This window comes from Paenibacillus piri (genome assembly GCF_004354045.1).
GTDB lineage: Bacteria > Bacillota > Bacilli > Paenibacillales > NBRC-103111 > Paenibacillus_S > Paenibacillus_S piri.
In genome coordinates, this window is the sequence record NZ_SMRT01000003.1 from 306,974 (window position 1) to 333,806 (window position 26,833).

Here is a 26,833-nt window from a genome sequence, read left to right on the forward strand (position 1 = left end):
AGGAGATCTAATTGAGGGAAGAGAGGTGAAACGATTGAATCCGGACAACACGGCTCCATCCGCCAGCCAGCCAAGCGCCACGGCTTCCGCTCTTTATACGGGCAAAGCGCCGGGAAAGCGCGGGACGTTCCGAAAAAACCGGGAGCTGCTGGCTCTGTCGCTTCCGGGAGTATTGTTCAAGCTTGTGTTTTCATACTTGCCGTTGATCGGTTTGGTGTTGGCGTTTAAAGACTTTCGCTACGACAAAGGCATACTCGGCAGCAACTGGATCGGCTTTAAAAACTTCGAGTTTTTTTTCACCTCCGAGGATGCATTCCGGATTACGAGAAATACGATTTTGTACAATGTGGGCTTTATTTTGCTGACAACGGTTATCGCCCTGGCGCTTGCGATCGCGTTGAACGAAGTAACCAAGCGTTTTATGAAAGTTTACCAGACGGCCTTGTTTTTGCCCCATTTTCTTTCATGGGTCGTTGTCGGCTATATCGCGCTGGCATTTCTCGATCATGAGAAAGGCTTTATTAACCAATGGTTGATACAATTTGGCGCAGAGCCGATTAAATGGTATCAAGAGGCTCAGCATTGGCCGTTTATCCTGAATCTGGTGCATTTATGGAAAAGTGTCGGTTTTGCCACACTGATCTACTACGCCGGTATCATCGGATTGGATTCGAGCTTGTATGAGGCTGCGAAAATCGACGGCGCCGGACGATGGCAGATGGTTACCCGAATTACAATTCCGCTGCTGACGCCGCTTATCCTGATCTTGTTTATATTGGATATCGGCAAAATATTCCGCGCCGATTTCGGACTGTTTTATTTTATTCCGAACAATTCGGGCATGATTTACTCCTCTACGGATGTCATCGACACGTATGTGTTCCGTTCGCTGAAGGTCGTTGGCGATCTGGGCATGTCGACGGCAGTCGGCCTCTACCAGTCGGTCGTCGGCTTCGTACTGGTGCTGTGCACCAACGCCATCATCAAAAAAATCAACCACGAAAACGCCTTATGGTAGGAAGGGGGAACGCTAACCGTGCTTTCCAAAACTTCGCCGCTGCAGTGGCTGATTCACGCTTATTTTGCCGCGCTTACCCTGGTTATGCTGCTCCCGCTGGTACTTATCATCTCGGTATCGTTTACGAATGAAGTGACCCTCAGTTCCGAAGGCTACCGGTTTATACCGAGCAAATTCAGCCTTGCCGCCTACAACACGCTGTTCGAAGCGCCGGGCATTTTGCTCAATGCTTACGGGATTACGATTCTCGTTACCGTGCTTGGAACCGTTTGCGGATTGCTGTTGACCACTATGCTGGCCTATACGATCTCGCGGCCCGATTATCGCTACAGAAGGGTGACGACGCTTTACGTTTTTTTCACGATGCTGTTTAACGGCGGCCTCGTACCTTTCTACATTTTAGTGACGCAGTACCTGCACCTTAAAGATACGATCGGCGCGCTAATCCTGCCTTATTTGCTCAGCCCGTTTCTCGTCATGGTCATGAAAGGCTTTCTGGAAAAAATTCCGTTGGAGATTATCGAATCGGCCAAAATGGACGGAGCGAGCGAGTTCCGCATCTTCTTTACCCTCATTTTGCCGTTGTCCACGCCGGCGTTGGCGACAGTAGGTCTGTTTATTTCCTTTACTTACTGGAACGACTGGTGGTTGGGTCTGCTGTTTATCGATGCGGAGAAGCTGGTGCCGCTGCAGCTGCTGCTGTATAGAGTCATGAACTCGATCGAATTTTTGAAATCGAATACGGAATTTATGTCCACAATGACCATCGATATGTCGCAGTTCCCGAATTTGTCGGCTCGCATGGCGATGGCCATATTGGGAGCCGGGCCGATGCTGTTCGTGTTCCCGTTTTTCCAAAAATATTTTGTAAGAGGCTTGACGGTCGGCTCGTTAAAAGGTTGATTTTATAATAAGGGCGGAGGTTTCGACAATTATGACAGCGCTATCAAAAGTAAATCGATTGAGGGTTACAATGGCCGGCTTGCTCTGTGTCGCGATGTTGAGCGCATGCAGCGGCGGCGGAGGCGGTGGCGGTGGAGCGGCCAAGCCGGGAGATCAACCGGGGAAGACGGCCGATAACGGCAAAACGGATTTGAAGCCGGTGGAGCTGATCTGGTATTACCCGATGAACAAAATGCAGCAGGATCAAAAAACGATCGAAGAAGAGGTTAACAAAATAACGAAAGCAAAGCTGAACGCGACGGTCAAGATGGGGCCGATCGACATTGGCAGCTACGAGCAAAAGATGAATACGATGGTAGCGGCCAATGAACCGATGGACATCATCTGGACATCGCACTGGAACTTTAAAATGGACCAGAACGTAGCCAAAGGCGCCTTCCTGCAGCTGGACGACCTGATTGACAAATATGCGCCCAAGCTGAAAAAGAGTCGTCCGGAATCGGTATGGAACTTCTCGAAAATCGACGGGAAAACATATGCCGTGCTTAGCTATCAGACAGTGACGGAGAGATCGGGCTTTCTCGTGCAAAAGCGGTATGCCGATAAATACGGGCTGAATCCTGCGGATATTAAAGATCCTTTCGATATGGAACCGTTTTTCGCCAAGCTGAAGGCGGGCGAAAAGGATGTTACTCCTTACGGTGTCAGCCGGAACGGCGCAACCGGCGGGATGTTAAATCCGATTCTCGAAGGCGTTACGTCAGGGGTATCGGTCTACAGAGGAGATAAATCGCTGAAGCTGGTGCCGACCTACGAAACGCCCGAATACAAGAATCTGCTGCCGAAGCTGCACGACTGGTATAAAAAAGGTTATATCAACCAGGACGCAGCTACCTTGAAATCGATTACCGAGCTGCAAATGACGGGAAAAGTCGCCGCGATCTTCCATAACGTGCTCAAACCGGGACGGGAAGGCGAAGAGAGGGTGACGATGGGCGGCAACGATGTCATCGCTTTGTACACATCGGGCGTTACGCTGCCGGCGATCAATCTGTCCTCCGCGATGGGAATCAGCCGAAACTCGAAAAATCCCGAGCGGGCCATGATGTTCCTGGAGCTGTTGAATTCGGATAAAGAGCTGTTCAACCTGATCAGCTACGGGATCGAGGGCAAGCATTACAACAAAGTTGATGCGGATCACGTAAAAAGCGTTCCGAACGGCGGCTACGCTCCGAATCAGTCGTGGGTGTTCGGTAATGTGTTCAACTCGTATTTGCAGGAAGGGCAGCCTTCCGGCACATGGGAAGAAACGCAAAAGCTTAACGAATCGGCGACTCCTTCCGTCCTGACGGGCTTCGTCTTTAATCTTGATCCGGTCAAAACCGAAATCGCCAACATGAAAGCGGTGGAGGATGAATATTTGCCGTCGTTAAGCACGGGCACCGTCGACCCTGCGCAAAAATACAACGAATTTATCGAGAAATACAAGAAGGCGGGCCAGCCTAAAGTAATGGCCGAAGTACAGAAGCAGTTGGACGCATGGAAGGCAAAGCAAGGAAAATAAGCGGTTAGTCTGCGCAGATCGGAATCATTGTAAGTGCAGGGCGCTGTCCGCAAGCGGGACGGCGCCCTTAGGCTTGAGAAGGGATACGCGCCGCGAACCTTGGCAAACGAGCGCGTCCCCTATGGATGGAGAAGCCGTTATAGCGTGAAGCTGCTCATGACCAGGTTCCAGGCCTCATTGGAGCCTCTCCAATCGAACCCGCCGGGGACAGTTACACAGCAAACGCCTTCAATCCCCCAATTCTCCTCCAGCACTTCCGGGGTAAAATGGGGATTATTGTTTACAATCAGCAATCTGAAATTCCCGTGCATTAGTGCATTCAGCGCCCGTTTCAATTGCTGCGCTTCCTCCCGGCTCGTATCGGTACGAACAAACAGCACAGGCTTGTTTTGAATCGTGCGCCAAAAGCGATCGACACGCCGGTCCATCTTCTCCTTAAAAGCCGGGTATGCATCCCACCAGCGACCGATATATAACGGAAAATCGTGATAAGAAGCGATATCGTATATACGATCTTTGATAACGAAACATTCCTGTGTCCTATCGACCAGCTGGAGATTTGAAAAATTCATAAAACCTTCAAACCGATGATGCAGCAGTCGAACCAAGCCATCCACGGAATCGGAAATAAACCAGTCGAGCGGACTTGCAAATTGACGCAATCCGAGTCTGCTCAACTGATAGGCTGCCTGGCAAGTGGAACCCAAGCTCACAAAGCTTTTATAGCGGCCTGCACATTCATTCAATTTCATTACACTCACTCCCGGCAAACGAATAATAGAGCCGGCACATGTATTCCTATGGCCCAGTGTTACATTATTCTGTTGCGGGAAATAAGGTTCATCCGACATCTCCACAAGCTTGGGCTCACGCCAAAATTTTTTTTGAATGATTGACTGAAATAATGAATGCTCCGGTAACCGCAGCGCAGCGCGATTTCCTCGACGGACAGGCCGGTGGCGGACAGGAAGCAGGCGGCCGCATTGAGCCGCAATGATTGCAAATACTGGGCAGGGGTGACGCCACTGCATCTTTTGAATATCCGGATCAGGTAGGAAGGGTTAAAATGCGTCAGTTCAGACATGGCGGCCAAGGTGAGCGGTTTGTTGTATTCCGTTTCCATGTAGCGCATCAGGAAAACGACGGCCTCGTCGGCTGCGGAAGGATCGGATGAAGCCGGCGCATCCGATTTTCGGTCCAGCCGGGCTTTTATAATAAGCAGCAGCTTTTGAAAGTCCAGAGCTGCGATTTTTCGGTTATAATCCGAGGCTTCCAGGCTGCCGGAGCAGATGGCCGAGGTCAGGAGATTCAGCGTTACCCCATAAGCCGGTTCATCGATATAAAAAGAGGCTGCAGCGCTTTGCTGCCGGTTCCATACGATGCTCTGCTCCAAATCCGGAACCGAAACGCCGCTGCCCGCGTCCAATTCGGCAAACCAAAAGCTGCATTCCGCGGTTAAAGCGGTCACCTGATGGGGCGTGCTGGGATACAGCAATATAAGGCTTTGCGGCTGCAGCAAGAAGCTTTCACCCATCCACTGCAGCTGCACCTGACCGGAAATGACATACAGCAGCTCCCAGTAAGGGTGAATGCCTCCCAGCATTTTTTCCTTTTGCGGGTTGACGTGACGGCATGTTCGAATCATGGGCGATCCTCCCTGCGGGCGCAAAGTGAACTCGTTCAGCTTTGCTGAACATCGGGGAATCAGATGGGGGCTTACCCCACCTGATTCAAGGCCCACCTTAAAGGTGGGGGTCTTAACCCGATAAAGTCGTAATCGGATATATAAAAGTCAATTTTTATTAAATCGCAAGCGTAACAAGCGGATAAACCGGGATATTCTCCATATCATGAACCAGGCAAGACCTATACTCTTTGCAAATACAAAACGCGGCCGGCGATGTAACATAGAAGCATAGAAGCGCTTCCATAACTCACTCTATTATAGCAAAGATTGCCGCGACGGGAACAACACGGCAATGACGGCAATGATACTGAAACTAATGCAAAGGATGTGTTTGAATCACGATGAGCTTGAATACGATGAAAGCGCTGCAAATCGTCGGCGAGCGGCAGGCGCAAATCGTCCGGCTTCCGATTCCGGAGCCCGGGCCGGGGCAGGTGCTAGTGAAGGTGACGGCGGTGACGACCTGTCCGCAATGGGATTTGCATATTTACTACGGCAAGCCGATGTTCACTCACCAGGCATCCGTTCCGTTTCCTTATCCTGCGGGCCAGCCCGGTCATGAAATGACCGGAACGGTCGCCAAGCTGGGCGACGGCTGCTCCCGATTCCGGATCGGTCAAACCGTCAGCGCCTGGAAAGATCCCGGTCATAGCGAGCCCGGCTGCTACGCCGAGTATGTGCTGATCCGGGAACCTTTTTTGCTGGCGGTTCCGGAGACGCTGCATTTCACGCAGGTCGCCTCGCTGGAATTGGCGATGTGCGTCGGCGCCAGTGTCATGAAGCTGAAGCAAATGACGCCAATCGCGGGCAAAGAATGCGCCGTGAACGGTCTCGGCCCGGCCGGGCTGATTGCTCTGCAGATGCTGCTGGCCGAGGGAGCGGCCCGGGTTACGGGAATCGACCCGAACCCCGAGCGGCGCGAGCTGGCGCAGCAGCTCGGTGCGGAGCGCGCCTATGCTCCCGGCGCGGAGGAAATCGTGCCGCGCGGCGGGGAAGGCGCCTTTGAGATCGCCATCGATTGCGTCGGATATGCCGACGCAGTGCGCTACATTATGGATCATACGACAGAAACGGTCGCCTTGTTCGCGGTTCAGCGCGAAGATTATGTGCTGAACCATAAAAGTCTTACCGTGATCGGCTATCCCGGCCATCACCGCGAAGCGGCGGAATATGCGCTAGGACTCATTACAGACGGCAAGCTGAAGCTGGCTCCGCTGGCGACCGTGCAGCTCCCGCTGGAGCAGTACGACCGGGCGGTCGAGCTGCTGCGCAGCCAGCAGGCGGTCAAGGTCTGCTTCGTGCCGGGCATGCGGTAACGGAGTTACAGCTCGCATAATGCTGCAGAAAAGGAGCGAATCAAGTGAAAGGTAAAGCTGTCGTTTTTACGGACCGGCTTCAGGTGAAGTATCAGGATGTGGATATTCCCGATCCCGGCGAGCATGACGTCGTTGTAGAAGTGGAGTATTCCTGGATCAGCATCGGGACGGAATCATCGTATCTCCGGGGGGAGCGGATTTCAGGCGAAACGGCTTACCAGACCGGAGACCCGTGGCCGTTTCCGATTGCGGCCGGCTACCAGAAGGTGGGGGTTATTACGGCGGCAGGCCGGAATGTGCGCGATCTGCAGGCGGGGGACCAGGTTTTTGCCGCAACGAGCCGCATCTCCGGGATGTTTAATTTGACCGGCGGTCATATTAACCCGGCGGTCACCCATGAAAGCCAGGTATGGAAGCTGCCCGCGGGCAGCGGAGGTGCCGGCTTGGCGCAAGGCGCGCCTTATTCGGCGCGAGTTCCGGCGGCGGTCGGCGGCGGTCGGAGCGCAGCGGCTTTTGCCGGGATGGTGCTGACCCAGGTCGGCTATAATTGCGGTTCGAGGGCGCCGGTCAAGCACGGGGACCGAGCGGTCGTCATCGGAGACGGCCTGGTCGGACATTGGTCGGCGCAAACTTTGACGCACCGGGGCGCACAGGTCATAATGCTCGGGCGGCATGCGTCCAGACTTGCTTATGCGGACCCGCGGGTGCAATGCGTCGACCTGTCGAACGCCGATGTCGGCAACATCCTGAGCGCGTCCGGACCGGTATCGGCAGTGATCGACACAGTGGGCTCCATGCAGGCCGTGGAGCAGATCATGCCCTTTATGGAGCGGGACAGCCATATCGTTTCCGCGGGCTTTCTCGGGACGGCGGGGATCGTCGATATCCAGAAGCTCCGGCTCAAGGAAATGACGCTGCATACGCCGTCGGGCTGGACGAAAGCGAGAATGGATGAGACGCTGAAGGGCATCGATGAAGGCTGGCTGAAGACGGAACCGCTCATCACTCACCGATTTCCGGCCGAGCGCGCGGGCGAAGCATGGGAGACGATTTTGCATGAGAAGCAGGCTTGTCTCGGCGTTATTTTGGATTGGCGGAATTAAAGTGAAAAGGCGTTCGGAGCGGTTCGACTCGCATGGCGTCTTGTGTCGCGGGTCATGGATAAATATGCCGTTCCTTGGGCAAACCTAACCTCAACAAAGGAGGTGGTCTGGATGCCGAACGAAAATAAGAACGGAACGAATACTCCGGAATCGGAAGCTCAAGAACCGGATGCCCAAGCTCAAACGGACCGTACGACACAGCCGAATGCAGAGAACGGCATCGATCTGATGCGCGCTTATTCCATGCAGCTCAATGGCGAAATGTTGGATGAAGACAGTGGGCCTTGAATCAGGTGGGGTAGAGTCCCCATCTGATTCCCCGATGTTCAGCAAAGCTGAACGAGTTCACTGTTTATCCGCATTGTGATATAAATTACGCACCGAGTTGCGGGAAATCAGGATCGGCTCCAACGAGACATGCAGCGGCGAGTTGGGCCGGTTTTTGTTCAACTGGTCGATCATGCTGCGGCCGGCGATGTGGCCGATCTCGTTAATAGGCTGCGAGACGGTAGTAATATCGAGCAGCGAAGCGAAATCGACATCGTCGAACATCACCATGCTGATATCGTTCGGAATCGAAAACCCTTGTTCCTTGCAGGCTTTGATCGCATCTCTGGCAATAAGGTTGGTGCCGGCGATAATGGCCGTCGGCTTGATCTCGTTGATCCGCTGTTTGATCATTTCACGCGCGTCCATCAGGACGGGCAAATTCATCATGCTGGCATCCGCAATCGGCACGCCTTCTTCCTGCATGGCTTTCTTATAGCCTTCGGAACGCGGGTCGCTGTATATGTTGCCCGGGACGCGGATGTCCTGGTATATGCTGTTGTCGATGCTGAGCAGCAGTATATTGCGATGGCCATGCTGGAGCAGATGTTTTGTGGCCATATAGGCGCCTTTTTGGTCGTCGATCAATACCGAGTCGATGTCCGGATAAGCAAGCCGATACATTTGGACCATAGCAATTCCCTGTTTTCTGAATCGTTCGATGATGGATTGATTTTTTATCGATTTCGGCGTAAAAATAATGCCGTCCGCTCTCGATGCCGATAACAAATTCAAATTATCCGCTTCCTGCTCCATATTATCGCTATTGTATGTATTGTAGGTAACGAGAAGCCGATATCCTTGTCTTTTTAAATCGGATTCGATAACGCGGCTGACAATGGAGAAAAAAATGTTATCAATATCCGTCAGGATAAGACCGATCACGCCGCTTTTTTGATTTTTTAAGCTTCTTGCCACCAAATTGGGCGTATATCCAAGTTGTATTGCTGCGTCGAAAACTTTCTTCTTCTTTTCCTCGCTTATATAAACATCCTCGCGAAAGGCCCGTGACACTGTCGAGACAGACACCTTCGCAAGCTTAGCAACATCGCGGCTGGTTACCATGCTCCACCTCAAACCAATATTATGATTTTCACTTTATTAGTGAACATTTGGAAATTCCGGTTCGTGTCTCTATTATGTAGCTATTTGAATACGGATAGCAAGCACCGGCTTGCCGGATACAAGTTTATTTCCTAATCTCAGAATAAAATGACAACGTGGTCATATTATTCTGCAATTAAAAAGTATAAGTTTTTTTATACTTTGCTTCGCACAACCTTGACAAACACGCTCGTTCCTGAAAGGTTATTCTTATCTATTTTAGCGAATGTCGAGGTAGAAGTAAACAAAAAATATAACGATCTTATACGAATTTGATTGAGCTAATTTTATTTACATTTCCAAATAACGGTGATATAATTCCGAATATGTGATAACGTTGTCACAAAGAATCATGATCCAAATCATTCTGAATTACGGGGGGGTTGTTTCTCCAGATTAAGCTCGGACCGGCATAAGGGGTCATTTATCAGAAGAAAGCAAGGCACGACCGAACGGGAGCACTAATTTTCAGTTTGTACAATTTTATGAGTTGGAGGTTACTATGAAAAAGCTCATTTCCTCTGCAATCGCATTAACGTTGATAGGCGGATTGCTCGGATGCTCCTCGGGTAAAGACGGGGCAGCTCCGGCCGCCGCCAAGAAAGAGCCGGAAGCGAAAAAAGAAACCGTGACATTAAAATTTGCCGTTCAGCATTCCGCGCCCATCGTCAAGAAATACGAGGAAGAATGGATTCCAATGTTTCAGAAGGAGCATCCGAACATTAAGATCGAGATGACTCCGGACCCGGATAAAATCGCTTATTTTCAAAGGATGAAAACGCAGTTCGCAACGAAAAAAAACCCGGACATCATCCGGATGACGATCGAGGAATTTCCGAATTTCGTCCAGTCCGGCGCTTTGCTGAGCATTCAAGATTATGTGAAAAAGGACAGCGCTGAAATCAAGCTCGACGATTTCGCCCCGAATCTTTTAAAAGCGTTTTCAGCAAAAGATCAGCTCTACATCCTGCCTACGGACTGGAACAGCACCGTCATTCATTATAATAAAAAAATATTTGACGAGATGAAGGTTCCTTATCCGAAGGATGGCTGGACTTGGGACGACTTCCTCGAAACGGCCAAAAAATTGACCGTCGATAAAAACGGCGACGGCAAGATCGACCAATACGGCTTTCTTGTGACCGACCGCTTGTTCAGCGCAGCGCCGTTTATTTATGGCGCGGGCGGCAAGTTCATGACGGACGATTTCAGCAAAGCGCTGATCAACAGTCCGGAAGGGAAAGAAGCGCTGCAATATTATGTGGATCTCGTACAGAAGCATAAGGTCGCGATGCGTTTACCGGGAGCCAATCCGGCCAATATGTTCGACGCTTTCGTTAGCGGCCAGGCGGCCATGGTTTCGTTGCCACGCGGAAGCATCGTGAATATTCTGGGCAAGATGGAGTTCGACATCGCTCATAATCCGAAAGGCCCGAAGGGCATCGGCGGCGTGTTCGGGATCGGCGGATATGCGATTATGAGCAATACGAAGCATCCGGATGAAGCGTGGACCTTCATGAAATGGCTTGCCTCCAAGGAACAGCAGGCCCGCATGACGGAGATCGGGGGCTCGGTACCCGGAAGGCTATCGGTCGCCAACTCGGATGCCATTCTGAAATATCCGGAGCATGCGAAAATCTACTATGACGAGACGAAATACGTGACCCTTCTGGAAACGCCGCCGGCTTTCTCGGAGATTGAAGCTACGTTTAATTCCGAGCTCGGGCTTATGTTTGAAGGCAAGAAAACCGTCGATAACGGCCTGTCGTATATCGAAGGAAAATTCAACGAAATTTTGAAGAAAAAATAAGTCGGTCTTTCCAACGCGCCCGGGATTCGCGCGCGTTGGGAAGGAAGGGGCTCGCCCCTTCGGATACAGCAGAATCGATGCCGGTTGAAAGGAGGAATCATAGTTGGCATTGCATGCGGGAGCTGAAAGTATGATTCAAGCGAAGGCTCAAAAGAAAACAAGAAGAAGCCGACGGGAACGTCAAGAAATGTGGTATGCGTTTCTGTTTTTGACGCCCAGCCTCATCGGATTCCTGCTTTTTATAATTTTGCCTACCGTAAGCTCTTTCTTCTTAAGCTTTTTTGAATGGGATTTGTTGAGCGAACCCCGGTTTGCAGGATTGGGCAACTTCGAGACTTTGGCAAAGGACGACCTGTTCGGAACTATTCTTAAAAATACTTTTATATTTACCATTGTAACGATACCTGTCGGCATGATCATTTCCTTTATTGTTGCTGTGCTGCTGAATCAAGGATTGAAGGGAACGAATTTATACCGGACCGTTTATTTTCTTCCTGTTATGGCTTCTGCAGCGGGGAGCGCGGTCGTTTGGAAATGGATATTTGAGAAAGATTTCGGTCTGCTGAACTATTTTCTCGGTATTTTCGGGATCAATGGACCGGGGTGGTTGACCAGTACGGAGTGGGCGATGACTTCCGTCATCATCATGTCGGTATGGAAGCATATCGGCTTCGATATGGTTATTTTTCTTGCGGCATTGCAAGGCATTCCGAGGGATTATTACGAAGCGGCGGATATCGACGGGGCTAATGCATGGTATAAAGCGCGTCACATTACGATTCCGTTGGTTTCGTACAGCACCTTTTTCGTTCTGATTATGGCGATTATCCGGTCGTTCCAAATATTCGATCAAATGTATATCCTGACGAAAGGCGGACCGGGATACTCAACTCAGGTTCTGGTTTACTATATTTATACGAACGCGTTCGAATATTTCAAACTGGGTTACGCCTCGGCTGTGGCATGGGTACTGTTCATCATTATTCTGATTATTACCCTTATTCAAATGAAGCTACAGAATAAATGGGTTTTCTATCGTTAATGGAGGATATTCATGAATATGAATGTAGTGTCGAATAAGATAAAGCCTTTCGTTTCGCATATCGTTTTGTTGATTGGCGCTCTCATGATGGTGATGCCGTTCGTTTGGATGCTGTCCACCTCTTTGAAGCAGCCCGGCACCGAATTTGTTTTTCCGCCGCAGTGGATACCGGAGAAGTTCGATTGGTCCAATTATCCCGGGGCGCTGGATCGGGTCCCGCTCTTTACCCAGATGCTGAACAGCTTGAAGGTAGCCAGCCTGATTACGATCGGGCAGGTCGCCACGTCCGCAACCGCCGCTTATGCGTTTGCCAGAATGAGGTTCCCCGGCCGGGAATGGCTGTTCGTCGTTTATTTGGCGACGATGATGGTGCCGGAACATGTGAAGCTGATTCCGCAGTTTGTCGTCATGAACTACCTGGATATGCTGGATACCCATTCGTCGCTTATCGTGCCGAAATTGGTTAGCGCATTCGGGGTTTTCCTGCTTCGCCAATTTTTTATGACGATACCGAGAGAATTGGAAGAAGCGGCTATTATTGACGGCTGCAATCCGCTGCGCGTTTTTTGGAACATCATGCTGCCGTTGTCGAAGCCGGCGCTTACCGCCTTAGCTATTTTTGTATTTATGGGATCGTGGAACGATTTGCTGCATCCGCTTATTTTCATCAGCAGCAATGAAATGCGGACATTACCCGTAGGGTTGGCGTTCTTTTCCGATTTCAACCAAGTTGATTATACATTGCTGATGGCGGCGGCCACGATGGCGCTCGGCCCTGTCATAGTCGTCTATCTGTTTGCTCAAAGATATTTTATTGAAGGGATCGCCCTTTCAGGAATAAAAGGATAACTATAAAAATAGAAGCAGACCGGAAGGATGGACACATGGTGGAGGCAAATCAAAGACCAGCGCATGACCAATTAACGGCAGCGGCAGACGCGGAGATCAACAAGGCGCGAATGATCGCAGCCGGCAACCCGCACCGCTTGAACTATCACATCATGGCTCCGGCCAATTGGATAAACGATCCGAACGGTCTGATGCAATATAAGGGCGAGTATCACGTATTTTTTCAGCACCATCCTTACGGCGTTCAATGGGGGCCGATGCACTGGGGACATGTAACAAGCGAGGATTTGGTCCATTGGAAGCATCGGCCGATTGCGTTGGCGCCAAGCGAGCCGTACGATAACGGGGGCTGCTTTTCCGGCAGCGCCGTTGAACACGAAGGGGGAATGCTGCTTTTTTATACGGGAGTCACCTACGACGGCGGTATTAACCGACAAAACCGGCATAACCGGACAGAGGTGCAGTGTATGGCCGCAAGCCGGGACGGCATCACGTTTGTCAAGCACACCGCTAATCCCGTGATCGCGCAGCCTCCGGCGGACGGGTCCAAGGACTTTCGGGATCCAAAGGTATGGAAGCATGCGGACCGCTGGTATATGGTCGTAGGCTCGACCAAGGATCAGGTAGGGAAGGCGCTCTTATACGAATCTTCCGATCTGTCGGAGTGGGCCTATAAAGGGGTCGTCTTGGAAAGCGACGGTACGCAGGGCTATATGTGGGAGTGTCCCGACTTGTTCGACCTTGGCGATAAACATGTCCTGATCGTATCGCCGATGGGTCTGGAACGGAGGAAAACGATTTATTTTGTCGGAAAAATGAATTATGATACAGGCCGCTTCACACCGGAATCGACGGAAGAAATGGATTTCGGCTTCGATTTTTATGCGGCGCAAACGTTAGAGGATGACCGGGGAAGAAGAATCATGATCGGCTGGCTCGATTGCTGGGACGTCGGCATGCCGACGCAGCAGGGAGGCTGGGCAGGCGCGTTATCGATTCCGCGTGAGCTGGCGCTGGACGGCGAAGGGAGGCTTGTCACGCAGCCTGTGCCGGAATTGGCGCAGCTGCGCACCGGCTGCAAGCAGCTGAACGAAACGCTTGTCTCCCCGGATTCCGCGAATTTGCTGGCCGGCGTGCAGGGCGATTCGCTGGAAATCATGGCGGAATTCGATCTGGCATCCTGCAGCGCAAGCGAATTCGGTCTGAAGCTGCGGGTTTCCGGGAATGGCGGCGAAGAAACGGCTGTCTACTACGATGCGGCCGATAAGCGGGTCGTCTTCGACAGAAGCCGGGCCGACAGCGCGGGCAATCCGGGTATCAGCATCGCCCCCGTTTCTTCGGAGGCTGGCGTATTGAAGCTGCATATTTTCGTGGACCGGTCATCGGTCGAAGTGTTCGTCAATAACGGCCAATCCGCGATTTCAAACCGGATTTATCCGCAGCCGGACAGCAGAGGGCTGGAGCTGTATGCCCTCGGCGGCGCCGTGAAGCTGCTGTCGCTTGCGGTATGGGAGCTCGGTTCGATCTGGGAACCGCAAGCGTGACCGTGCGCTTTGAATGTGCAGTTAATAAAAGCGCGCAGAGGGCGGTATCGTTCCCGGGGGAACGCTCGCCGGACTTTCTCCCGGATGATGCCGTTCATCATGCGCCAAAATCGAATCCGCCCGCTTTGCGGCTGTGATTCGCGGATTTTTCATTATACTGGACGGAGCTGAATAGAAGATGCAAAACAAAGATTATACATCGCGCGTACCCCAATTTCATTTCGCTAGCACGCTTGAGGAGCAGCTGAAGCAGCTGGAGGAAAACCCTTTGCTGCACAGGCTGGTCGAATCCCGGCGCAAGCAGGCGGCGGACCGGTACCGGCCGTCGTATCATTTCGTCAGTCCGGAGAGCACATTGAACGATCCGAATGGCTTATGCTTCTGGAACGGGAAATGGCATCTCTTTTATCAGGGCTATCCGCCGGAAGACCCGCGCCAGCATTGGGGGCATGCGGTAAGCGACAATCTGATCCATTGGAAGGACCTCCCTTACGCGATCTACCCGCATCCGGAGAAATGCGTGTTCTCCGGTTCCACGCTGGTAGAGGATGACCGGGTCATCGCCATGTACCACGGAACCGAAGTCGGCAATATGGTGGCCGTATCGAGCGATCCGCTGCTGCTGAACTGGGAGAAACTTACGGATGGAGCCGTCATTCCGAAGCCGAAGGATTGGGAGAGGATAGGGCAATCCGCCAGACCTTATCCGTCCGGAGATCAGGATGATTACTGGATATTTGATCCGTGCATCTGGAAAAAGGACGGCATGTACTACTCGCTGTCAGGGGAAACGCTGCCGGATAAGTACAGCGGAAGCGGCAAGCGGGTCAGGACGGACTTCCTGTTCCGCTCGCCCGATTTGCGGACATGGGAATACATGCATCCGTTCGACGAGGGCGACCGATTTACGCTGCTTGGCGACGATGGAGCCTGCCCTTACTTCTGGCCGATCGGCGACCGCCATATTTTGCTGTTCTTCAGCCATATGAGTGGCGGGCAGGCGCTTCTCGGGGATTACGACCAACAGCGGGACAAGTTCGTCGTCAGCTCCCATCACCGGTTTAACTTCGGCTCTGTCCGTCCTGGCGGCGTCCATGCGCCGTCTGCAACTCCCGACGGCCAAGGGAACGTAATCGCCATCTTCAACATCAACGAGGGCAAGAAGACTGGCGAATGGAACCAGATCATGAGCCTTCCGATGAAGCTGTCGCTGCTCGGCCGGGATGAGCTCGGGATGGAGCCGGCAGGCGATATCGCCGCATTGCGCCATGACCACCGGAAAGTGGAAGAGCTGGAGCTGCCCGCGAACCGCGAGATCGTTCTGGAGCCGATACGGGGCAATGCGATGGAGCTTTACGCCGAGATTGATACGAAGGATGCGCCGATGGTCGAATTGAACGTTCTGCGCTCCCCGAACAAAGAGGAGTATACGCGCATCGCGTTTTACAGGGAGAGAGGCTACAAGCTGTACGGCGACACGGTGGCCGATAGCCTCATTTCGATCGATTCGTCCTATTCCTCCACGCTTGAGGATGCCGTGCCGCGCGCTCCGGAGACGGCCTCCGTAGCGCTAGGCAAGGGTGAAACGCTGAAGCTGCGCATCTTTATCGACAAAAGCGTGGTCGAAGTGTTTGTTAACGGCAAGCGTTATGCGGCCCTGCGCGTCTACCCCGGCCGCGAAGACAGCGTCGGCGTATCTTTACGGTCGCAAGGCAAAAGCGCAGTGCTCAAATCGCTCGATGCATGGCAGATGAAAGATATATACAGCGCGGAATGACAGGCTGCTCCCCGAAGGCATTGGACGTTGTTCCATGTGTTTTCGGCGGAGCCTTTTTTCGTATCGCTATTATACCGGCTTAAAGCTTCGTATTCATGACATTCAACCTGTATTCGGTAGGGGTGACCCCCATTTTCTTTTTGAAGCAAGCGCTAAAATAGTATTGGTTGGAATATCCGATTTTTTCGCTGATCTCCATCATCTTCAAATTGGTATGGCTTAAAAGCTCCTGGGCCTTATTGATCCGAACGGTTGTAATCAGATCGGAAATGTTTTGCCCTTTTGCCTTTTTGAACACGGCGCCCAAATAAGATGGACTGACATTCACGCTGGACGAAATATCGTTCAAGCTAAGATCGATATTCATGTAGTGATGCTCAATGTAATGGATGACGCGTTCTGCGATTTGATGATGATGGGTTTCGACCGACTGTTGTAAAATTTGGCACGACTCAACAAAAATATCGTATAAGCGGCTGCATATTTGCTCGCTTGTCTGGAATTGATCGAAATCGGCAAAAATGTCCGTTATCATATTGCGTATTTGAAGATGATCGATCCCGGTATCGTATAAGTATCGGGTCAACCGGGCCAGCAGCGAGTAAATATAAGCTGCGATCCCGTTCTTATCGTAATAGTGCTGCGCCCATTGGACTGCCAAATCATCCGTAAACTGCTTCATTCCGGCAATGTCCTTTTGCGAAATGAGGCGAACGAGCGCTTCCTCGCTGCCGTCCGTAAAAAATATAGGCGACGGATGGTTGCTTTTAATATCCCGGATGCTAAAAATGTGACCTTCGCCGAAGATGAACTTATATTCCAGAGCGTGCTTAGCCTGCTGATAAGAGACGGAAATGCTCCATATGCTGGAAACGATGTCACCGATGCCGATCGTCATCGAGAGAGGGGAGGTTTCATGCTTCTTATTAAACCTCGATAGTTGTTCGTAAATCATACGAATATAATGGAGCTGCTGTTGCCTGTTCCCCAATATGACAATGATGTGACTCCCTTGATTGCTGCAATAACAAATATGGTCCCGGGATAGCGTATGGTCGAGGTCATTCATCAAACTCATCATCAGAACGTGGTATCTCTCGATGCCGAATGTACTTTTGATTTCGATTGAGTTGTCGATCCGAATAACCGCACATAAATATTCCTCTGCCGATAAATCAAGATCCACATACTTGGCCTGATCGACAAGCTGGAACTCGGCATAATCCGGACTGGAATTGATCAGATCGTTAAAGCATTTTTGCAGCAGAGCCGGGCGGCTTTGCTGCAGCTGCTCCAAAAGCCGCTTCTCCTCCTGCGATTGCTGAAGCACTTTATCAATAACTTCCGACAAATAGGCGTAATCGACCGGCTTCTCGACATAATCGCATATTCCGAGCCGGATCGCCTCCTTCGCATATTTGAAATCGTCATACGCGCTTATGAAAATAATTTTCATATGAGGCTTGTTTTTAAGAATGACTCGGGCCATCTCCAGTCCGCTCATTTGGGGCATGCAAATATCGGAAATGATGAGGTCGGCTTCAACAGCCCCGATGACATCGAGCACATCGTTGGCATTCGTGCATGTGGCGCACACCTTCGCTCCGAACCGGCTCCAATCGATATTTTTGCAAATGCCTTCAACGGAAAGCTCGTTATCATCGACAACAATGACCTGTTTCATATCGTTCCATCCTTTCTTAAAAGGCGATTTCATCGGGTATCATTTGCTGTATCGTTACCGTTACCGTCGTGCCGGCGTTGTCCGTGCTGTCAATCTTCAGACCGGCGCCGTTCCGCGAATATAAAGAGAGCCGCAGGTTGACGTTGCTAAGCCCGTAGAACTGTTTCGTGTCGATCGTTTTTTCCTTAAGCGACTGCTCCAACGATTGCTGGATCTGATGTAATTGGTCGCGGCTGATTCCAATGCCGTTGTCTTTTATCGTAATGACGATATCTTCGTCGCTGTAAGTGATGGCGATCATGATTTCCATCGGTTTGTCGCCGCTTGATAAACCGTGACGTATGCAATTTTCCAATATCGGCTGCAGAGAAAACTTGGGAATCAGGAAGTGTTCGATCGAGTCATCCGTTTGTATCGTCCACGAGAACATTTGCTGCCGGTTCAGCTTTTCCATTTCCAGATAAAGCACGGCAATTTCCAATTCGTCCTGAACCCGGATCAGCTCATCCCCTTTTTTGAGAATCAGCCTGTAAAATTTCGCCAGCCGCGACAGCATTGCGTTGGCATCGTCCGTCCTTCCCAAGGTTTGGCATGTTTTAATGGACTCCAATATGTTATACAAAAAGTGCGGGTTGATTTTGGATTGAAGCAGCTGGTAACGAAGATTTTCTTCATGCAGACTCATCGCCAGCAGCTTGTTGAAATTGTCGTCCATTTTTTCAATCATCGCGTTAAAGACAAGGGCAAGCCGGTCCAGCTCGTCCCGGTAAACCTCTTCATTATTGACCGGGATTTTCAATTGGATCAATTTATCGTTGTTATCCTGAAGCGTGAAGGAGAACATGACTTTGGACATCGTTCTGACTTTGGTGCTCAAGCTGTTGGAAATAAATATGCTGGACACTATTGAAACGATAATGACGAGGACAAGCGTGACCAGCAAAATATTAACCMAAATATTAATATTGTTCATAATGTACTGGACCGGAACTTCGGTAACGACATACCAGTCCGTAACCTGATTATATTTGACAATGATTTGCTGCTGGTTGTTAAACAAAAACGGTTTGCCGGTTCCGGTATTTTGCTTGACGGCAGCCAGAAGATTGAGGTCGATGGCTTTGCCTAGTTCAGATCGGCTTGCATGCGATATAATCCGTCCGGATTGATCGACGATATAGCTTTGTACCGACGGATGGGGACTGCTGTCCGTCAGAAGCTTGGAAATTTCGGCTTCGTCAATATCGATAAAATACACATATTCCAGATTGCCGCTGTCTTGCTTTTTGAAAGCGCTGTATGCGGAAATGTAGCTGCTGGTCGATTTGCCGGAAATGATGGGTTCCTTCAGATTTTGAAATAATCCCCAATGCAGACGGTTGAGATTGTTTTTTAGAAATTCGGAAGAAATCCGGTGCCGGTCCAACTCTTCAATTTTAAAGTAAGTAATGCCCTGATTGCTGAACAGAAACTCCGGATTCGTATAGACGCTGATGTTAAAAAAATCGAAGGTGTATTGCAAGTTCGATATATTGTTCTTGATGTAGTTGAACTTGTCGAGCTGGCTTGTAATCGAAGAGCTTGGCTGCAATATTAACGTATACATATAAAATTGCATGGCATTCGATGCGTTCTGCATTTGTTTAAACCGGTTGGCAAGCGTTTCGTTGAGCTGATTGTTCGTATAGGTGATCGAGTCCAGGATGCCGTTTCTAGCGATGTTGTAAGATAATGTATAGGTTACGACGCCGACCATTATGAGCGGGATAATCGAGATCAGCAAAAAGCTGAAAACAAGCTTGTTGCGGAAGCCGCTTAATTTGATGCGGATCAAGGTTTGCAATTTGGATAAAATCGACATAGTCATCACCAACCGTTGAGAGTAAAAGCTGCGCTCGTAGTTAGACAGCGCTTACACTGCGTTTCGTTATGATCGGGGGTCAAAGATTGAATCAATATATCATATCAAATGTGGGCGTGCAAGTGGTGGTGGAGAATTGGTAATATCCGGGTGATTACGGGCGTTTGCAATTGCAATTGCGTGAAATATTATATTAATAACGTGGATTTTTATATTTAAACGCTTTCAATATATTCATATAATGGAACTCGAAGCGAAGGCCAAACCGGAGCGAAGATACAAATAAGGAGGGTTCACACATGAGTACATTTAAAAAAGCGGCGGGCATTGGAATGAGCGTTATTGTTTCCGCTCTTGCCTTCTCAGGGTGCTCGGCAAGCAATAGTACGGCCCCTAATGAAAGCGCAGCAAAAAACGGCAAATCGTCCGGGGAGCAGGAGAACATTACGATTATGACCAATGACGTGACGCTTCCGGGCTGGAAAGATTATCAAAAGAAAATCGAAGATGCCACCGGCGTGAAGATCAATGCTGTCGGCAGTCCATCCAATCCGGACGACAGGGTCGCAAAAATGACGACGATTTTATCGTCGGGCGACAGCTCCGTCGATATTATGCATGTTAATGACGAGTTGATTACGGCGTTTTCGAAAGCACGGTTTCTGGAACCGCTTGAAAAAGACATTATGACACCGGAAAATGTGAAGGCGTTCCCGGAACAGTACGTTAAAGATRTGATCGTGATCGACAACGGCATTTATTCCGTTCCGACTTATTTGGGAATACTGGCATTCTGGGTCAATCATGAGCTGCTGAAGCAAGCCGATATGAAGGTTCCTGCGAACAAAGAGGAGTTCTTGGCGTATGCGAAGGCAGTTACGAAAAACGGGGTTTTCGGTTATGGCGGTTCATGGGAAAAAAGCTATGTTTTTAATGAAATCGGAACATTCATCAATTTATTCGGCGGTGACTATTACGATTGGAACAATCCGAAAACGCGGGAAGCGCTGCAGTTCATGTACGATCTGGCAAATAAGGATAAAGTAACGCCGATCGCCCAGCTTGCCGATATTTATGACCCGATGATTCAGAAGTTTATCGACGGCAAATACGGCATGATGTTCATGTACACCAGCTCCATTCCGAAATTCGTTGATGCGGGGAAATATAAGCCGGAACAGCTGCAGATCGAACCTATGCCGACCTTTGCTACCAATAATGCTTACATGTCCTCCTGGCACTATGTACTGAATAAATCGTCCAAGAAAAAGGATGCGGCCAAAAAAGTATTAGGCTATGCGGTAAGCAAGGAAGGACAAATGGCTTACAATCAAATGTCGGGACGATTGCCGTCCAGAATCGACGTCATCAACGATCCAAATTTCAACGCACCAGGTCTGGACAGCGTGAAAAAATATCTTCAAACCAGTACGCTGCGCGGACGTCCGCTTGTTCCGCAAACGATGGAATTTGTGAACGGAATCGGAGCAATTTTCCAAAAGTATGTCACGAACGAAATCAGCCTGGATGAAGCGGCGGTACAAGCGCAGAAGGAAATTCAACGACTCAAGAAGTAGGGCGGATGTTCGTTGGGAAGGAGAACAATCAATGAAAGCGGCTTTTAAGCTGTCCCCGGGCAAGCTGACTATAGCATGGCTGTTCATCTTGCCCGTGCTGCTCATAAGAGCATTTACAACACTATACCCGACAGTCGTAACGTTTGTCAGCAGCCTCTTCGAGATTAATATATTTAAAGGGGGGGATTGGACTTTTATCGGCTTCGACAACTTTGTTACCGTTCTTCAGGATGAAAAAGTGCTGACATCCATTAAGTTTACGCTGATCTTTACCTCTGTTTCCATGGCGTTTCATATTATTTTCGGAATATTTGTCGCGATGCTGCTCAATGTGCGGTTTAAAGGGAAAAAATTTTTGCGGACGGTGACACTGATTCCTTGGGCAATGCCGATGATCGTAACCGGTCTCGCATCCAAGTGGGCGTTCAACAACACGTATGGATTAATCAACGATTTGATCCGGAGATTTAATCCGGATTTCCAATTCGATTGGCTCATTTATCCGGCGTCGGCGAGACTTGCTGTAATTATGGTGGATTTATGGAAGGATGTTCCGTTTTTTGCTATTCTGCTGCTTGCCGGCCTGCAGTTTATTCCGGATGAAATTTATGAATCCGCGAAAATCGACGGAGCGGGTGCGGTCAAATCGTTTTGGGCAATCACGATGCCTCTGCTGATGAGAACCTTGCTGACGCTTTGCATTTTCTTTACTCTGTGGAGAATCGTCAGCTACGACATCGTATACGCCATGACCACAGGCGGTCCGGGAGATGCGACAAGCTTGCTGGCGTATCGAATCTCGGTCGAGGCCTTCACGAATTTGAATATAGGCTATGCTTCCGCAATCGCCGTTTGCTTATTTCTGATTATGGTCGTTTTCAGCAGTCTGAATCTTGTTGCAATCAAACGTACGGAGCATTAATGGAAGGGAGAGCATATGAGCATCCGAACGATGAAAGCTGCAGCTTTTGCTTTAAGATGGGGACTAACGCTGATCGTTTCTTTCGTTATCCTGTTTCCACTGTACTGGATTTTAATTTCATCTTTGACGCCTAAGCAGATGGCTTTTAAAACACCGATTGATTATTTGCCGGATACACTTACATTACAGAACTATATCCATTTATATAAAAATTTGGGCATTGGGGAGATGGCCTATAACACGCTGCTGATCACGGCCGTTTCGCTGCTGGCATCGATTATTCTTGGCGTTATTGCGGCTTATGCGTTCGCGAGACATGATGACTCGAAAGGAATCGACAGCGCCTTTAAGCTGCTGATTTTTTCCGCCATGATTCCGCCCATTGTTACGGCAAGACCGCTATACGATTTTATGAAATCTGTTAACATGGTCGATACGTTTACCGGGTTGACCATCTTGTACACGAGCTCGCTGCTCCCTTTTTCAGTGCTGATACTTTACAATTTCGTCAAGCAGATTCCGGTTTCCATTGAAGAAGCGGCCCATGTGGACGGCGCCAACAACATGCAAATTTTGTTCAAGGTTGTGTTCCCGTTAATGAAGCCGGCTGTAGCGACAATCAGTATCATCAATTTTATTCATTGCCTGAATGAGTTTTTTACTCCGCTGTTTTTTTCGCATAATATCAGTCTTCTCAGCGTTGGCATCACAAGCTTGCCGAGAGAAAACGACTATGAGCTGCCTTGGGATTTAATAAGTGCGATGGGCTGGTTTATTATTCTCCCGATCATAATTTTCGTACTTATTTTTGAGAAAAATATTATGGAAGGCATGATGGCGGGTGGGGTTAAGCAATAACCGGTCTCCCAAAAGTGAAGCGATGCTTCGAAGCAACTCCGATTACTTTTGGGGGAGCCCCCGATTTATTGTGTAATCCTACTAAGAAGGGGAAGATGTCACCGTGAATAATACAAGCTCTTTTATTAACAGTTTATCTGCACTGCCGCTGACCTCTAATGGCAGAAGCAGGTCCATAAGCGGAGAAAACCATGACGGAAGCAAGGGAGGCGGCGGCAAGGAAGCGAGCCGGTTAGGACCGTCGAGAAAAGGAAGGCCATGCGTGAAGCTGAAAGCGGGTGAAGAAACCGTATTGGCTCAGATCGACGGGCCCGGGGTATTGCAGCATATTTGGATGACGGTGCGAGATACTACGCCGCATGGTTTTTTTGTACTGCGGGATCTGGTAATTCGCATCTATTGGGACGACGAGGAGACGCCGTCAGTCGAATCTCCACTGGGCGATTTTTTTTGCAGCGGCTTCGCTGCTACGTATACTGTAAATTCCATGCCGATCGTGGTCAATCCGACCCGCGGATTCAACTGTTACTTCCCGATGCCATTCCGGAAAAAAGCGCGCGTAGCTATGCTGAATGAGCATCCGTGCGATATTGAACGTTTTTTCTTCCAAATCGACTACTGTCTGTACGACGCTATTCCCGATGAAGCCGCTTATTTCCATGCGCAGTGGAGAAGACAGCCGATAACGGTGCCGGGAGAGGATTACGTCATTTTGGATCAGGTAAAAGGAAAAGGGCATTATATCGGAACGTATATGGCGCTAAGCGCATTGGAGCGGTATTGGTACGGGGAAGGCGAAGTCAAGTTTTATATGGACGGCGATCGGGAGTATCCGACCATTTGCGGCACCGGCCTGGAGGACTATTTTGGAGGCGCCTGGGGATTTATTACGGCCAATGGTGGCGAAAAAGCGGTGGAAACGACGTTTCAAACTCCATTCCTGGGCTATCCGTTCTATTCCAATGCGGAGATCAACTACAGCCACCGATTTTTGGGAGATTGCCCGCCTATGAGAAGCTTTTACAGATGGCATATCATGGACCCGATCCGGTTTGAAACCGACTTGAAGGTAACCGTTCAGCAAATCGGTGTATGCAACCTTGGCTTGTTTGAAAGGCAGGACGATGTTGCGACTGTAGCTTATTGGTACCAGAGCGAGCCGCATACGCCGTTCAGTCCGCTGATACCGGCACAAAAACGATGGCCGAGATAATGACCACAACAGAAAGGTGAGGGCTGTACATGAATAATTTGTTTTTACGAAAGGAAGGGAAGTCGCAGCGTCAATCAAGCTGGGACCGTTCGGGAAGAAATAAAGACCGCATTACGATCGGAGCGGGCTCAACCGCCGTCATTGCCGAAATGGAGGGATCCGGGATCATTCAGCATATTTGGATGACGATGGCGGCCAAGGATCAATATTCGTTCCGCAAGGCACTGATCCGGATGTATTGGGATCACGAGAGCGAGCCGAGCGTCGATTCGCCGGTAGGCGATTTTTTCGGGGTAGGGCATGGCGTTGCCAGCCATTATGTTTCACTGCCGCTGAATATGATCACGACACAGGGCGTTGTGGAGGATAAAGCGGCGATGAACTGCTTCTTCGAAATGCCGTACCGGAAGGGGGCCAAAATTGAAATTGTCAATGAATGCGAAAATGAGATCATTCTTTATTATTACATTGATTATGTGGAGAAAGAGGTTCCCGATGACAGTTTTTATTTCCACGCTTCATGGAGAAGGGAAATGCCGACCAAAGGAACGGTCGATTTAACGGCACTTAAGGCGGTGCACGATCGGCAGGACGATCCCCGATATTCGGAACAGATCGTGTACGATATTGCCAATCTGTCGGGCGATGAGAACTACGTGCTATTGGATGCGGAAGGCGAAGGACATTATGTCGGATGTAATCTGAGCATCGACCATCTCAATCCGATGCCCGGATTCAGCTGGCCCGGGGAAGGCGACGACATGTTCTTCATCGACGGAGAGCCGTGGCCGCCAAGACTGCATGGAACCGGCACCGAGGATTATTTCTGCGCGGCCTGGGGATATCCTTCCAATAAATACGACAGCCCTTATCACGGTGTGTCACTCGCTGCGCCGTTGCACGGATACGGGGATGCCTGGAAAGAGAGCGGTACGAAATCGTTTAACGATTATTCCGGCAAATGGACTCAATACCGCTTCCATATTGTCGACCCGATCATTTTCCGCAAGTCGCTGGTTTTCAGCATCGAGCATGGTCACGGCAACTCCCAATCGAACGATTATGCTTCGGTTGCTTATTGGTACCAGAGGGAGCCTCACAAAAAATACCCGGAGATGCTGCCGGTTTCCAAACGATTGCCGGTTTCGCAAAAAGAAAGCGCCAGGCTTTTTTATCAGACGCTATAGTCCTTTTTGGACCCATGGAAGTCGGTATGCCTGCCTTCCGCAACAGACCCGAACAGACCCGGATCGAAAACCTGGGTCTGTTTGCGATGCTGCCAAGCTACAAAATTACTTCACAACGCCCGATCTGCTGAACTTGTTGACGGGCTTCGTTAGGCCCAGGTGGTCACGCAGCGTCGTGCCTTCGTAATCCGTCCGGAACAGGCCGCGGTTTTGCAGCTCCGGCACGACCTTGTCGACGAATGCTTCCAGGCCGAGCGGGAGCAGGGGCGGCATCACGTTGAAGCCGTCCGAGCCGCCGTTTTTAAACCAGTTCTCGATTAAATCCGCCACCTGCAGCGGCGTGCCTGTAAAGGTGAGGTGACCGCGGGCGCCGGCCGTCCTGAGAATAAGCTGCCGGATCGTCAAGTTTTCGCGGACGGCGAGATCGACCAGCAGCTGGTAGCGGGCTTTTCTGCCGTTGATCGCATCGATTCCGGGCAAATCTCCGATCGGGACCGGCCCGTCAAGATCGTAATTGAACATATCCGTACCGAGCAGTCTGGATAACCGGGCGAGGCCGTAGGCCGGAATCGTCAATTGCTGCAGCGACTGCTCCAGCTCCTTCGCTTCCGCTTCCGTGTCTCCGATAATCGGGCTAAGGCCGGGAAGGATCGTAAGCTGATCATGCGTCCTTCCATATTTGGCGAGCCTGGATTTGACATCGCTGTAAAACTGCTGTGCTTCGGCAAGCGTTTGGACAGCGGTGAAAATAACTTCCGCGGTCTTGGCGGCCAGCTCTTTGCCGCTTTCCGAGGAGCCGGCCTGCACGAGCACCGGATACCCTTGCGGCGGCCGGTTCAGGTTCAATGGGCCGCGTACGGCATAATGGTCGCCTTTAAAATGAATTTCCCGCACCTTGCCGCCGTCGGCAAACAGTCCCGCCTCCTTGTCGATGACGAGCGCGTCCTCGTCCCAGCTGTCCCACAGCCGGGTGACGACTTCGACGAACTCCTCCGCCTGCTTGTAGCGGAGAGCGTGATTGAGATGCTCGTCGCGGCCGAAATTGAAGGAGGTCGCCTCTGTCCCGGCCGTGACGATATTCCAGCCTGCGCGGCCCCCGCTGATATGATCGAGCGAAGCGAACTTCCGCGCAATATGAAACGGGTCGTTATAAGTTGTAGCGGCCGTCGCGATCAGACCGATCCGTTCGGTTGCGACGGACAGGGCGGACAGCAGCGTAAGCGGCTCGAGCCGGGTTACATTGCGGTAGCGGACATCCGCATCGACCACGTAGCTGTCGGCCAGAAACAAGGAGTCCAGCTTGCCCCGTTCGGCAATTTGCGCGATGTTTTGGAAATAGCGGACATCGACGTTCCGTTCCGGGGAAGCCTGCGGATGGCGCCATGAAGCCTCGTGATGCCCCGTTCCCGACACGAATACGTTCAAATGCAGCTGCTTGCCGGATGGATTCAAGCTCATCTGTATCACCTCGTCGTATTTTAGTGGGA

General features: G+C 50.5%; 22 protein-coding genes. 16 read left to right on the top strand and 6 right to left on the bottom strand.

Annotated elements, in window-relative coordinates:
* The first annotated feature begins 25 nt into the window (after positions 1-25).
* The 3 genes from E1757_RS09600 to E1757_RS09610 all read left to right on the top strand — a co-directional run bounded on the left by E1757_RS09600 (position 26) and on the right by E1757_RS09610 (position 3,485).
* Positions 26-1,018, top strand: coding sequence for an ABC transporter permease (locus E1757_RS09600; protein ID WP_342774533.1), 993 nt, complete (start codon positions 26-28; stop codon positions 1,016-1,018).
* 84 nt (positions 1,019-1,102) lie between these two features.
* Positions 1,103-1,921, top strand: coding sequence for a carbohydrate ABC transporter permease (locus E1757_RS09605; protein WP_133227522.1), 819 nt, complete (start codon positions 1,103-1,105; stop codon positions 1,919-1,921).
* A 31-nt stretch (positions 1,922-1,952) separates the two neighbouring features.
* Positions 1,953-3,485 (top strand): ABC transporter substrate-binding protein, encoded by a 1,533-nt coding sequence (locus E1757_RS09610; RefSeq protein WP_133227141.1) that lies wholly within the window; start codon positions 1,953-1,955, stop codon positions 3,483-3,485.
* 137 nt (positions 3,486-3,622) lie between these two features.
* On the opposite strand, the gene E1757_RS09615 is transcribed toward E1757_RS09610, so the two are convergent.
* On the bottom strand, positions 3,623-4,237 hold the full coding sequence (locus E1757_RS09615) for a DUF1796 family putative cysteine peptidase (RefSeq protein ID WP_165972037.1): 615 nt from the start codon (positions 4,235-4,237) through the stop codon (positions 3,623-3,625).
* 59 nt (positions 4,238-4,296) lie between these two features.
* Positions 4,297-5,130 (bottom strand): AraC family transcriptional regulator, encoded by an 834-nt coding sequence (locus E1757_RS09620; protein WP_133227145.1) that lies wholly within the window; start codon positions 5,128-5,130, stop codon positions 4,297-4,299.
* 383 nt (positions 5,131-5,513) lie between these two features.
* On the opposite strand from E1757_RS09620, the gene E1757_RS09625 reads away from it, so the two are divergent.
* The 3 genes from E1757_RS09625 (at position 5,514) to E1757_RS35720 (ending at position 7,879) form a co-directional block, all read left to right on the top strand.
* Positions 5,514-6,488 (top strand): zinc-dependent alcohol dehydrogenase, encoded by a 975-nt coding sequence (locus E1757_RS09625; RefSeq protein ID WP_133227147.1) that lies wholly within the window; start codon positions 5,514-5,516, stop codon positions 6,486-6,488.
* A gap of 44 nt (positions 6,489-6,532) precedes the next feature.
* The gene (locus tag E1757_RS09630) at positions 6,533-7,591 is read left to right on the top strand and encodes an MDR/zinc-dependent alcohol dehydrogenase-like family protein (protein WP_133227149.1); all 1,059 of its coding nucleotides are present in this window, start codon (positions 6,533-6,535) and stop codon (positions 7,589-7,591) included.
* A 111-nt stretch (positions 7,592-7,702) separates the two neighbouring features.
* Positions 7,703-7,879, top strand: a complete 177-nt coding sequence (locus tag E1757_RS35720) for a hypothetical protein (protein ID WP_165972038.1) — start codon at positions 7,703-7,705, stop codon at positions 7,877-7,879.
* A 57-nt stretch (positions 7,880-7,936) separates the two neighbouring features.
* On the opposite strand, the gene E1757_RS09635 is transcribed toward E1757_RS35720, so the two are convergent.
* Positions 7,937-8,983, bottom strand: coding sequence for a LacI family DNA-binding transcriptional regulator (locus E1757_RS09635; RefSeq protein WP_133227151.1), 1,047 nt, complete (start codon positions 8,981-8,983; stop codon positions 7,937-7,939).
* Positions 8,984-9,524: 541 nt separating this feature from the next.
* Here E1757_RS09635 and E1757_RS09640 point away from each other — a divergent pair.
* The 5 genes from E1757_RS09640 to E1757_RS09660 all read left to right on the top strand — a co-directional run bounded on the left by E1757_RS09640 (position 9,525) and on the right by E1757_RS09660 (position 16,044).
* Positions 9,525-10,832, top strand: coding sequence for an ABC transporter substrate-binding protein (locus tag E1757_RS09640; protein WP_133227153.1), 1,308 nt, complete (start codon positions 9,525-9,527; stop codon positions 10,830-10,832).
* A 130-nt stretch (positions 10,833-10,962) separates the two neighbouring features.
* Positions 10,963-11,874 (top strand): carbohydrate ABC transporter permease, encoded by a 912-nt coding sequence (locus E1757_RS09645; RefSeq protein WP_220446494.1) that lies wholly within the window; start codon positions 10,963-10,965, stop codon positions 11,872-11,874.
* Positions 11,875-11,886: 12 nt separating this feature from the next.
* Complete coding sequence (locus E1757_RS09650) at positions 11,887-12,723, top strand: carbohydrate ABC transporter permease (RefSeq protein WP_246079108.1); 837 nt, start codon at positions 11,887-11,889, stop codon at positions 12,721-12,723.
* A 35-nt stretch (positions 12,724-12,758) separates the two neighbouring features.
* Positions 12,759-14,267 (top strand): glycoside hydrolase family 32 protein, encoded by a 1,509-nt coding sequence (locus E1757_RS09655; protein WP_133227155.1) that lies wholly within the window; start codon positions 12,759-12,761, stop codon positions 14,265-14,267.
* A gap of 178 nt (positions 14,268-14,445) precedes the next feature.
* On the top strand, positions 14,446-16,044 hold the full coding sequence (locus E1757_RS09660) for a glycoside hydrolase family 32 protein (RefSeq protein ID WP_133227157.1): 1,599 nt from the start codon (positions 14,446-14,448) through the stop codon (positions 16,042-16,044).
* 79 nt (positions 16,045-16,123) lie between these two features.
* Here the strand turns inward: E1757_RS09660 and E1757_RS09665 are convergent, their stop codons facing one another.
* Positions 16,124-17,728 carry a response regulator gene (locus tag E1757_RS09665; protein WP_165972040.1) on the bottom strand — a complete coding sequence of 535 codons (1,605 nt, stop codon included), beginning with the start codon at positions 17,726-17,728 and terminating at the stop codon, positions 16,124-16,126.
* Between the two features lie 16 nt (positions 17,729-17,744).
* Positions 17,745-19,589 (bottom strand): sensor histidine kinase, encoded by a 1,845-nt coding sequence (locus E1757_RS09670; protein ID WP_165972041.1) that lies wholly within the window; start codon positions 19,587-19,589, stop codon positions 17,745-17,747.
* 299 nt (positions 19,590-19,888) lie between these two features.
* On the opposite strand from E1757_RS09670, the gene E1757_RS09675 reads away from it, so the two are divergent.
* The 5 genes from E1757_RS09675 to E1757_RS09695 all read left to right on the top strand — a co-directional run bounded on the left by E1757_RS09675 (position 19,889) and on the right by E1757_RS09695 (position 25,346).
* The gene (locus E1757_RS09675; protein ID WP_133227163.1) at positions 19,889-21,166 is read left to right on the top strand and encodes a sugar ABC transporter substrate-binding protein; all 1,278 of its coding nucleotides are present in this window, start codon (positions 19,889-19,891) and stop codon (positions 21,164-21,166) included.
* A 31-nt stretch (positions 21,167-21,197) separates the two neighbouring features.
* Positions 21,198-22,088 (top strand): carbohydrate ABC transporter permease, encoded by an 891-nt coding sequence (locus E1757_RS09680; RefSeq protein ID WP_133227165.1) that lies wholly within the window; start codon positions 21,198-21,200, stop codon positions 22,086-22,088.
* A gap of 15 nt (positions 22,089-22,103) precedes the next feature.
* Positions 22,104-22,946, top strand: a complete 843-nt coding sequence (locus E1757_RS09685) for a carbohydrate ABC transporter permease (protein ID WP_133227167.1) — start codon at positions 22,104-22,106, stop codon at positions 22,944-22,946.
* Between the two features lie 103 nt (positions 22,947-23,049).
* The gene (locus E1757_RS09690) at positions 23,050-24,159 is read left to right on the top strand and encodes a glycoside hydrolase family 172 protein (protein ID WP_133227169.1); all 1,110 of its coding nucleotides are present in this window, start codon (positions 23,050-23,052) and stop codon (positions 24,157-24,159) included.
* 29 nt (positions 24,160-24,188) lie between these two features.
* Complete coding sequence (locus E1757_RS09695; RefSeq protein WP_133227171.1) at positions 24,189-25,346, top strand: glycoside hydrolase family 172 protein; 1,158 nt, start codon at positions 24,189-24,191, stop codon at positions 25,344-25,346.
* 105 nt (positions 25,347-25,451) lie between these two features.
* Here the strand turns inward: E1757_RS09695 and E1757_RS09700 are convergent, their stop codons facing one another.
* The gene (locus E1757_RS09700; RefSeq protein ID WP_165972042.1) at positions 25,452-26,804 is read right to left on the bottom strand and encodes an LLM class flavin-dependent oxidoreductase; all 1,353 of its coding nucleotides are present in this window, start codon (positions 26,802-26,804) and stop codon (positions 25,452-25,454) included.
* Between the last annotated feature and the right edge of the window lie 29 nt (positions 26,805-26,833).

Excerpts from the sequence above, each read along its gene's own strand:
- E1757_RS09605 (WP_133227522.1), top strand. The coding sequence starts at position 1,103 with ATGCTGCTCCCGCTGGTACTTATCATCTCGGTATCGTTTACGAATGAA.
- E1757_RS09610 (WP_133227141.1), top strand. The coding sequence starts at position 1,953 with ATGACAGCGCTATCAAAAGTAAATCGATTGAGGGTTACAATGGCCGGC.
- E1757_RS09615 (WP_165972037.1), bottom strand. The coding sequence starts at position 4,237 with ATGAAATTGAATGAATGTGCAGGCCGCTATAAAAGCTTTGTGAGCTTG.
- E1757_RS09620 (WP_133227145.1), bottom strand. The coding sequence starts at position 5,130 with ATGATTCGAACATGCCGTCACGTCAACCCGCAAAAGGAAAAAATGCTG.
- E1757_RS09625 (WP_133227147.1), top strand. The coding sequence starts at position 5,514 with ATGAGCTTGAATACGATGAAAGCGCTGCAAATCGTCGGCGAGCGGCAG.
- E1757_RS35720 (WP_165972038.1), top strand. The coding sequence starts at position 7,703 with ATGCCGAACGAAAATAAGAACGGAACGAATACTCCGGAATCGGAAGCT.
- E1757_RS09635 (WP_133227151.1), bottom strand. The coding sequence starts at position 8,983 with ATGGTAACCAGCCGCGATGTTGCTAAGCTTGCGAAGGTGTCTGTCTCG.
- E1757_RS09640 (WP_133227153.1), top strand. The coding sequence starts at position 9,525 with ATGAAAAAGCTCATTTCCTCTGCAATCGCATTAACGTTGATAGGCGGA.
- E1757_RS09645 (WP_220446494.1), top strand. The coding sequence starts at position 10,963 with ATGATTCAAGCGAAGGCTCAAAAGAAAACAAGAAGAAGCCGACGGGAA.
- E1757_RS09650 (WP_246079108.1), top strand. The coding sequence starts at position 11,887 with ATGAATATGAATGTAGTGTCGAATAAGATAAAGCCTTTCGTTTCGCAT.
- E1757_RS09655 (WP_133227155.1), top strand. The coding sequence starts at position 12,759 with ATGGTGGAGGCAAATCAAAGACCAGCGCATGACCAATTAACGGCAGCG.
- E1757_RS09660 (WP_133227157.1), top strand. The coding sequence starts at position 14,446 with ATGCAAAACAAAGATTATACATCGCGCGTACCCCAATTTCATTTCGCT.
- E1757_RS09665 (WP_165972040.1), bottom strand. The coding sequence starts at position 17,728 with ATGAAACAGGTCATTGTTGTCGATGATAACGAGCTTTCCGTTGAAGGC.
- E1757_RS09680 (WP_133227165.1), top strand. The coding sequence starts at position 21,198 with ATGAAAGCGGCTTTTAAGCTGTCCCCGGGCAAGCTGACTATAGCATGG.
- E1757_RS09685 (WP_133227167.1), top strand. The coding sequence starts at position 22,104 with ATGAGCATCCGAACGATGAAAGCTGCAGCTTTTGCTTTAAGATGGGGA.
- E1757_RS09695 (WP_133227171.1), top strand. The coding sequence starts at position 24,189 with ATGAATAATTTGTTTTTACGAAAGGAAGGGAAGTCGCAGCGTCAATCA.
- E1757_RS09700 (WP_165972042.1), bottom strand. The coding sequence starts at position 26,804 with ATGAGCTTGAATCCATCCGGCAAGCAGCTGCATTTGAACGTATTCGTG.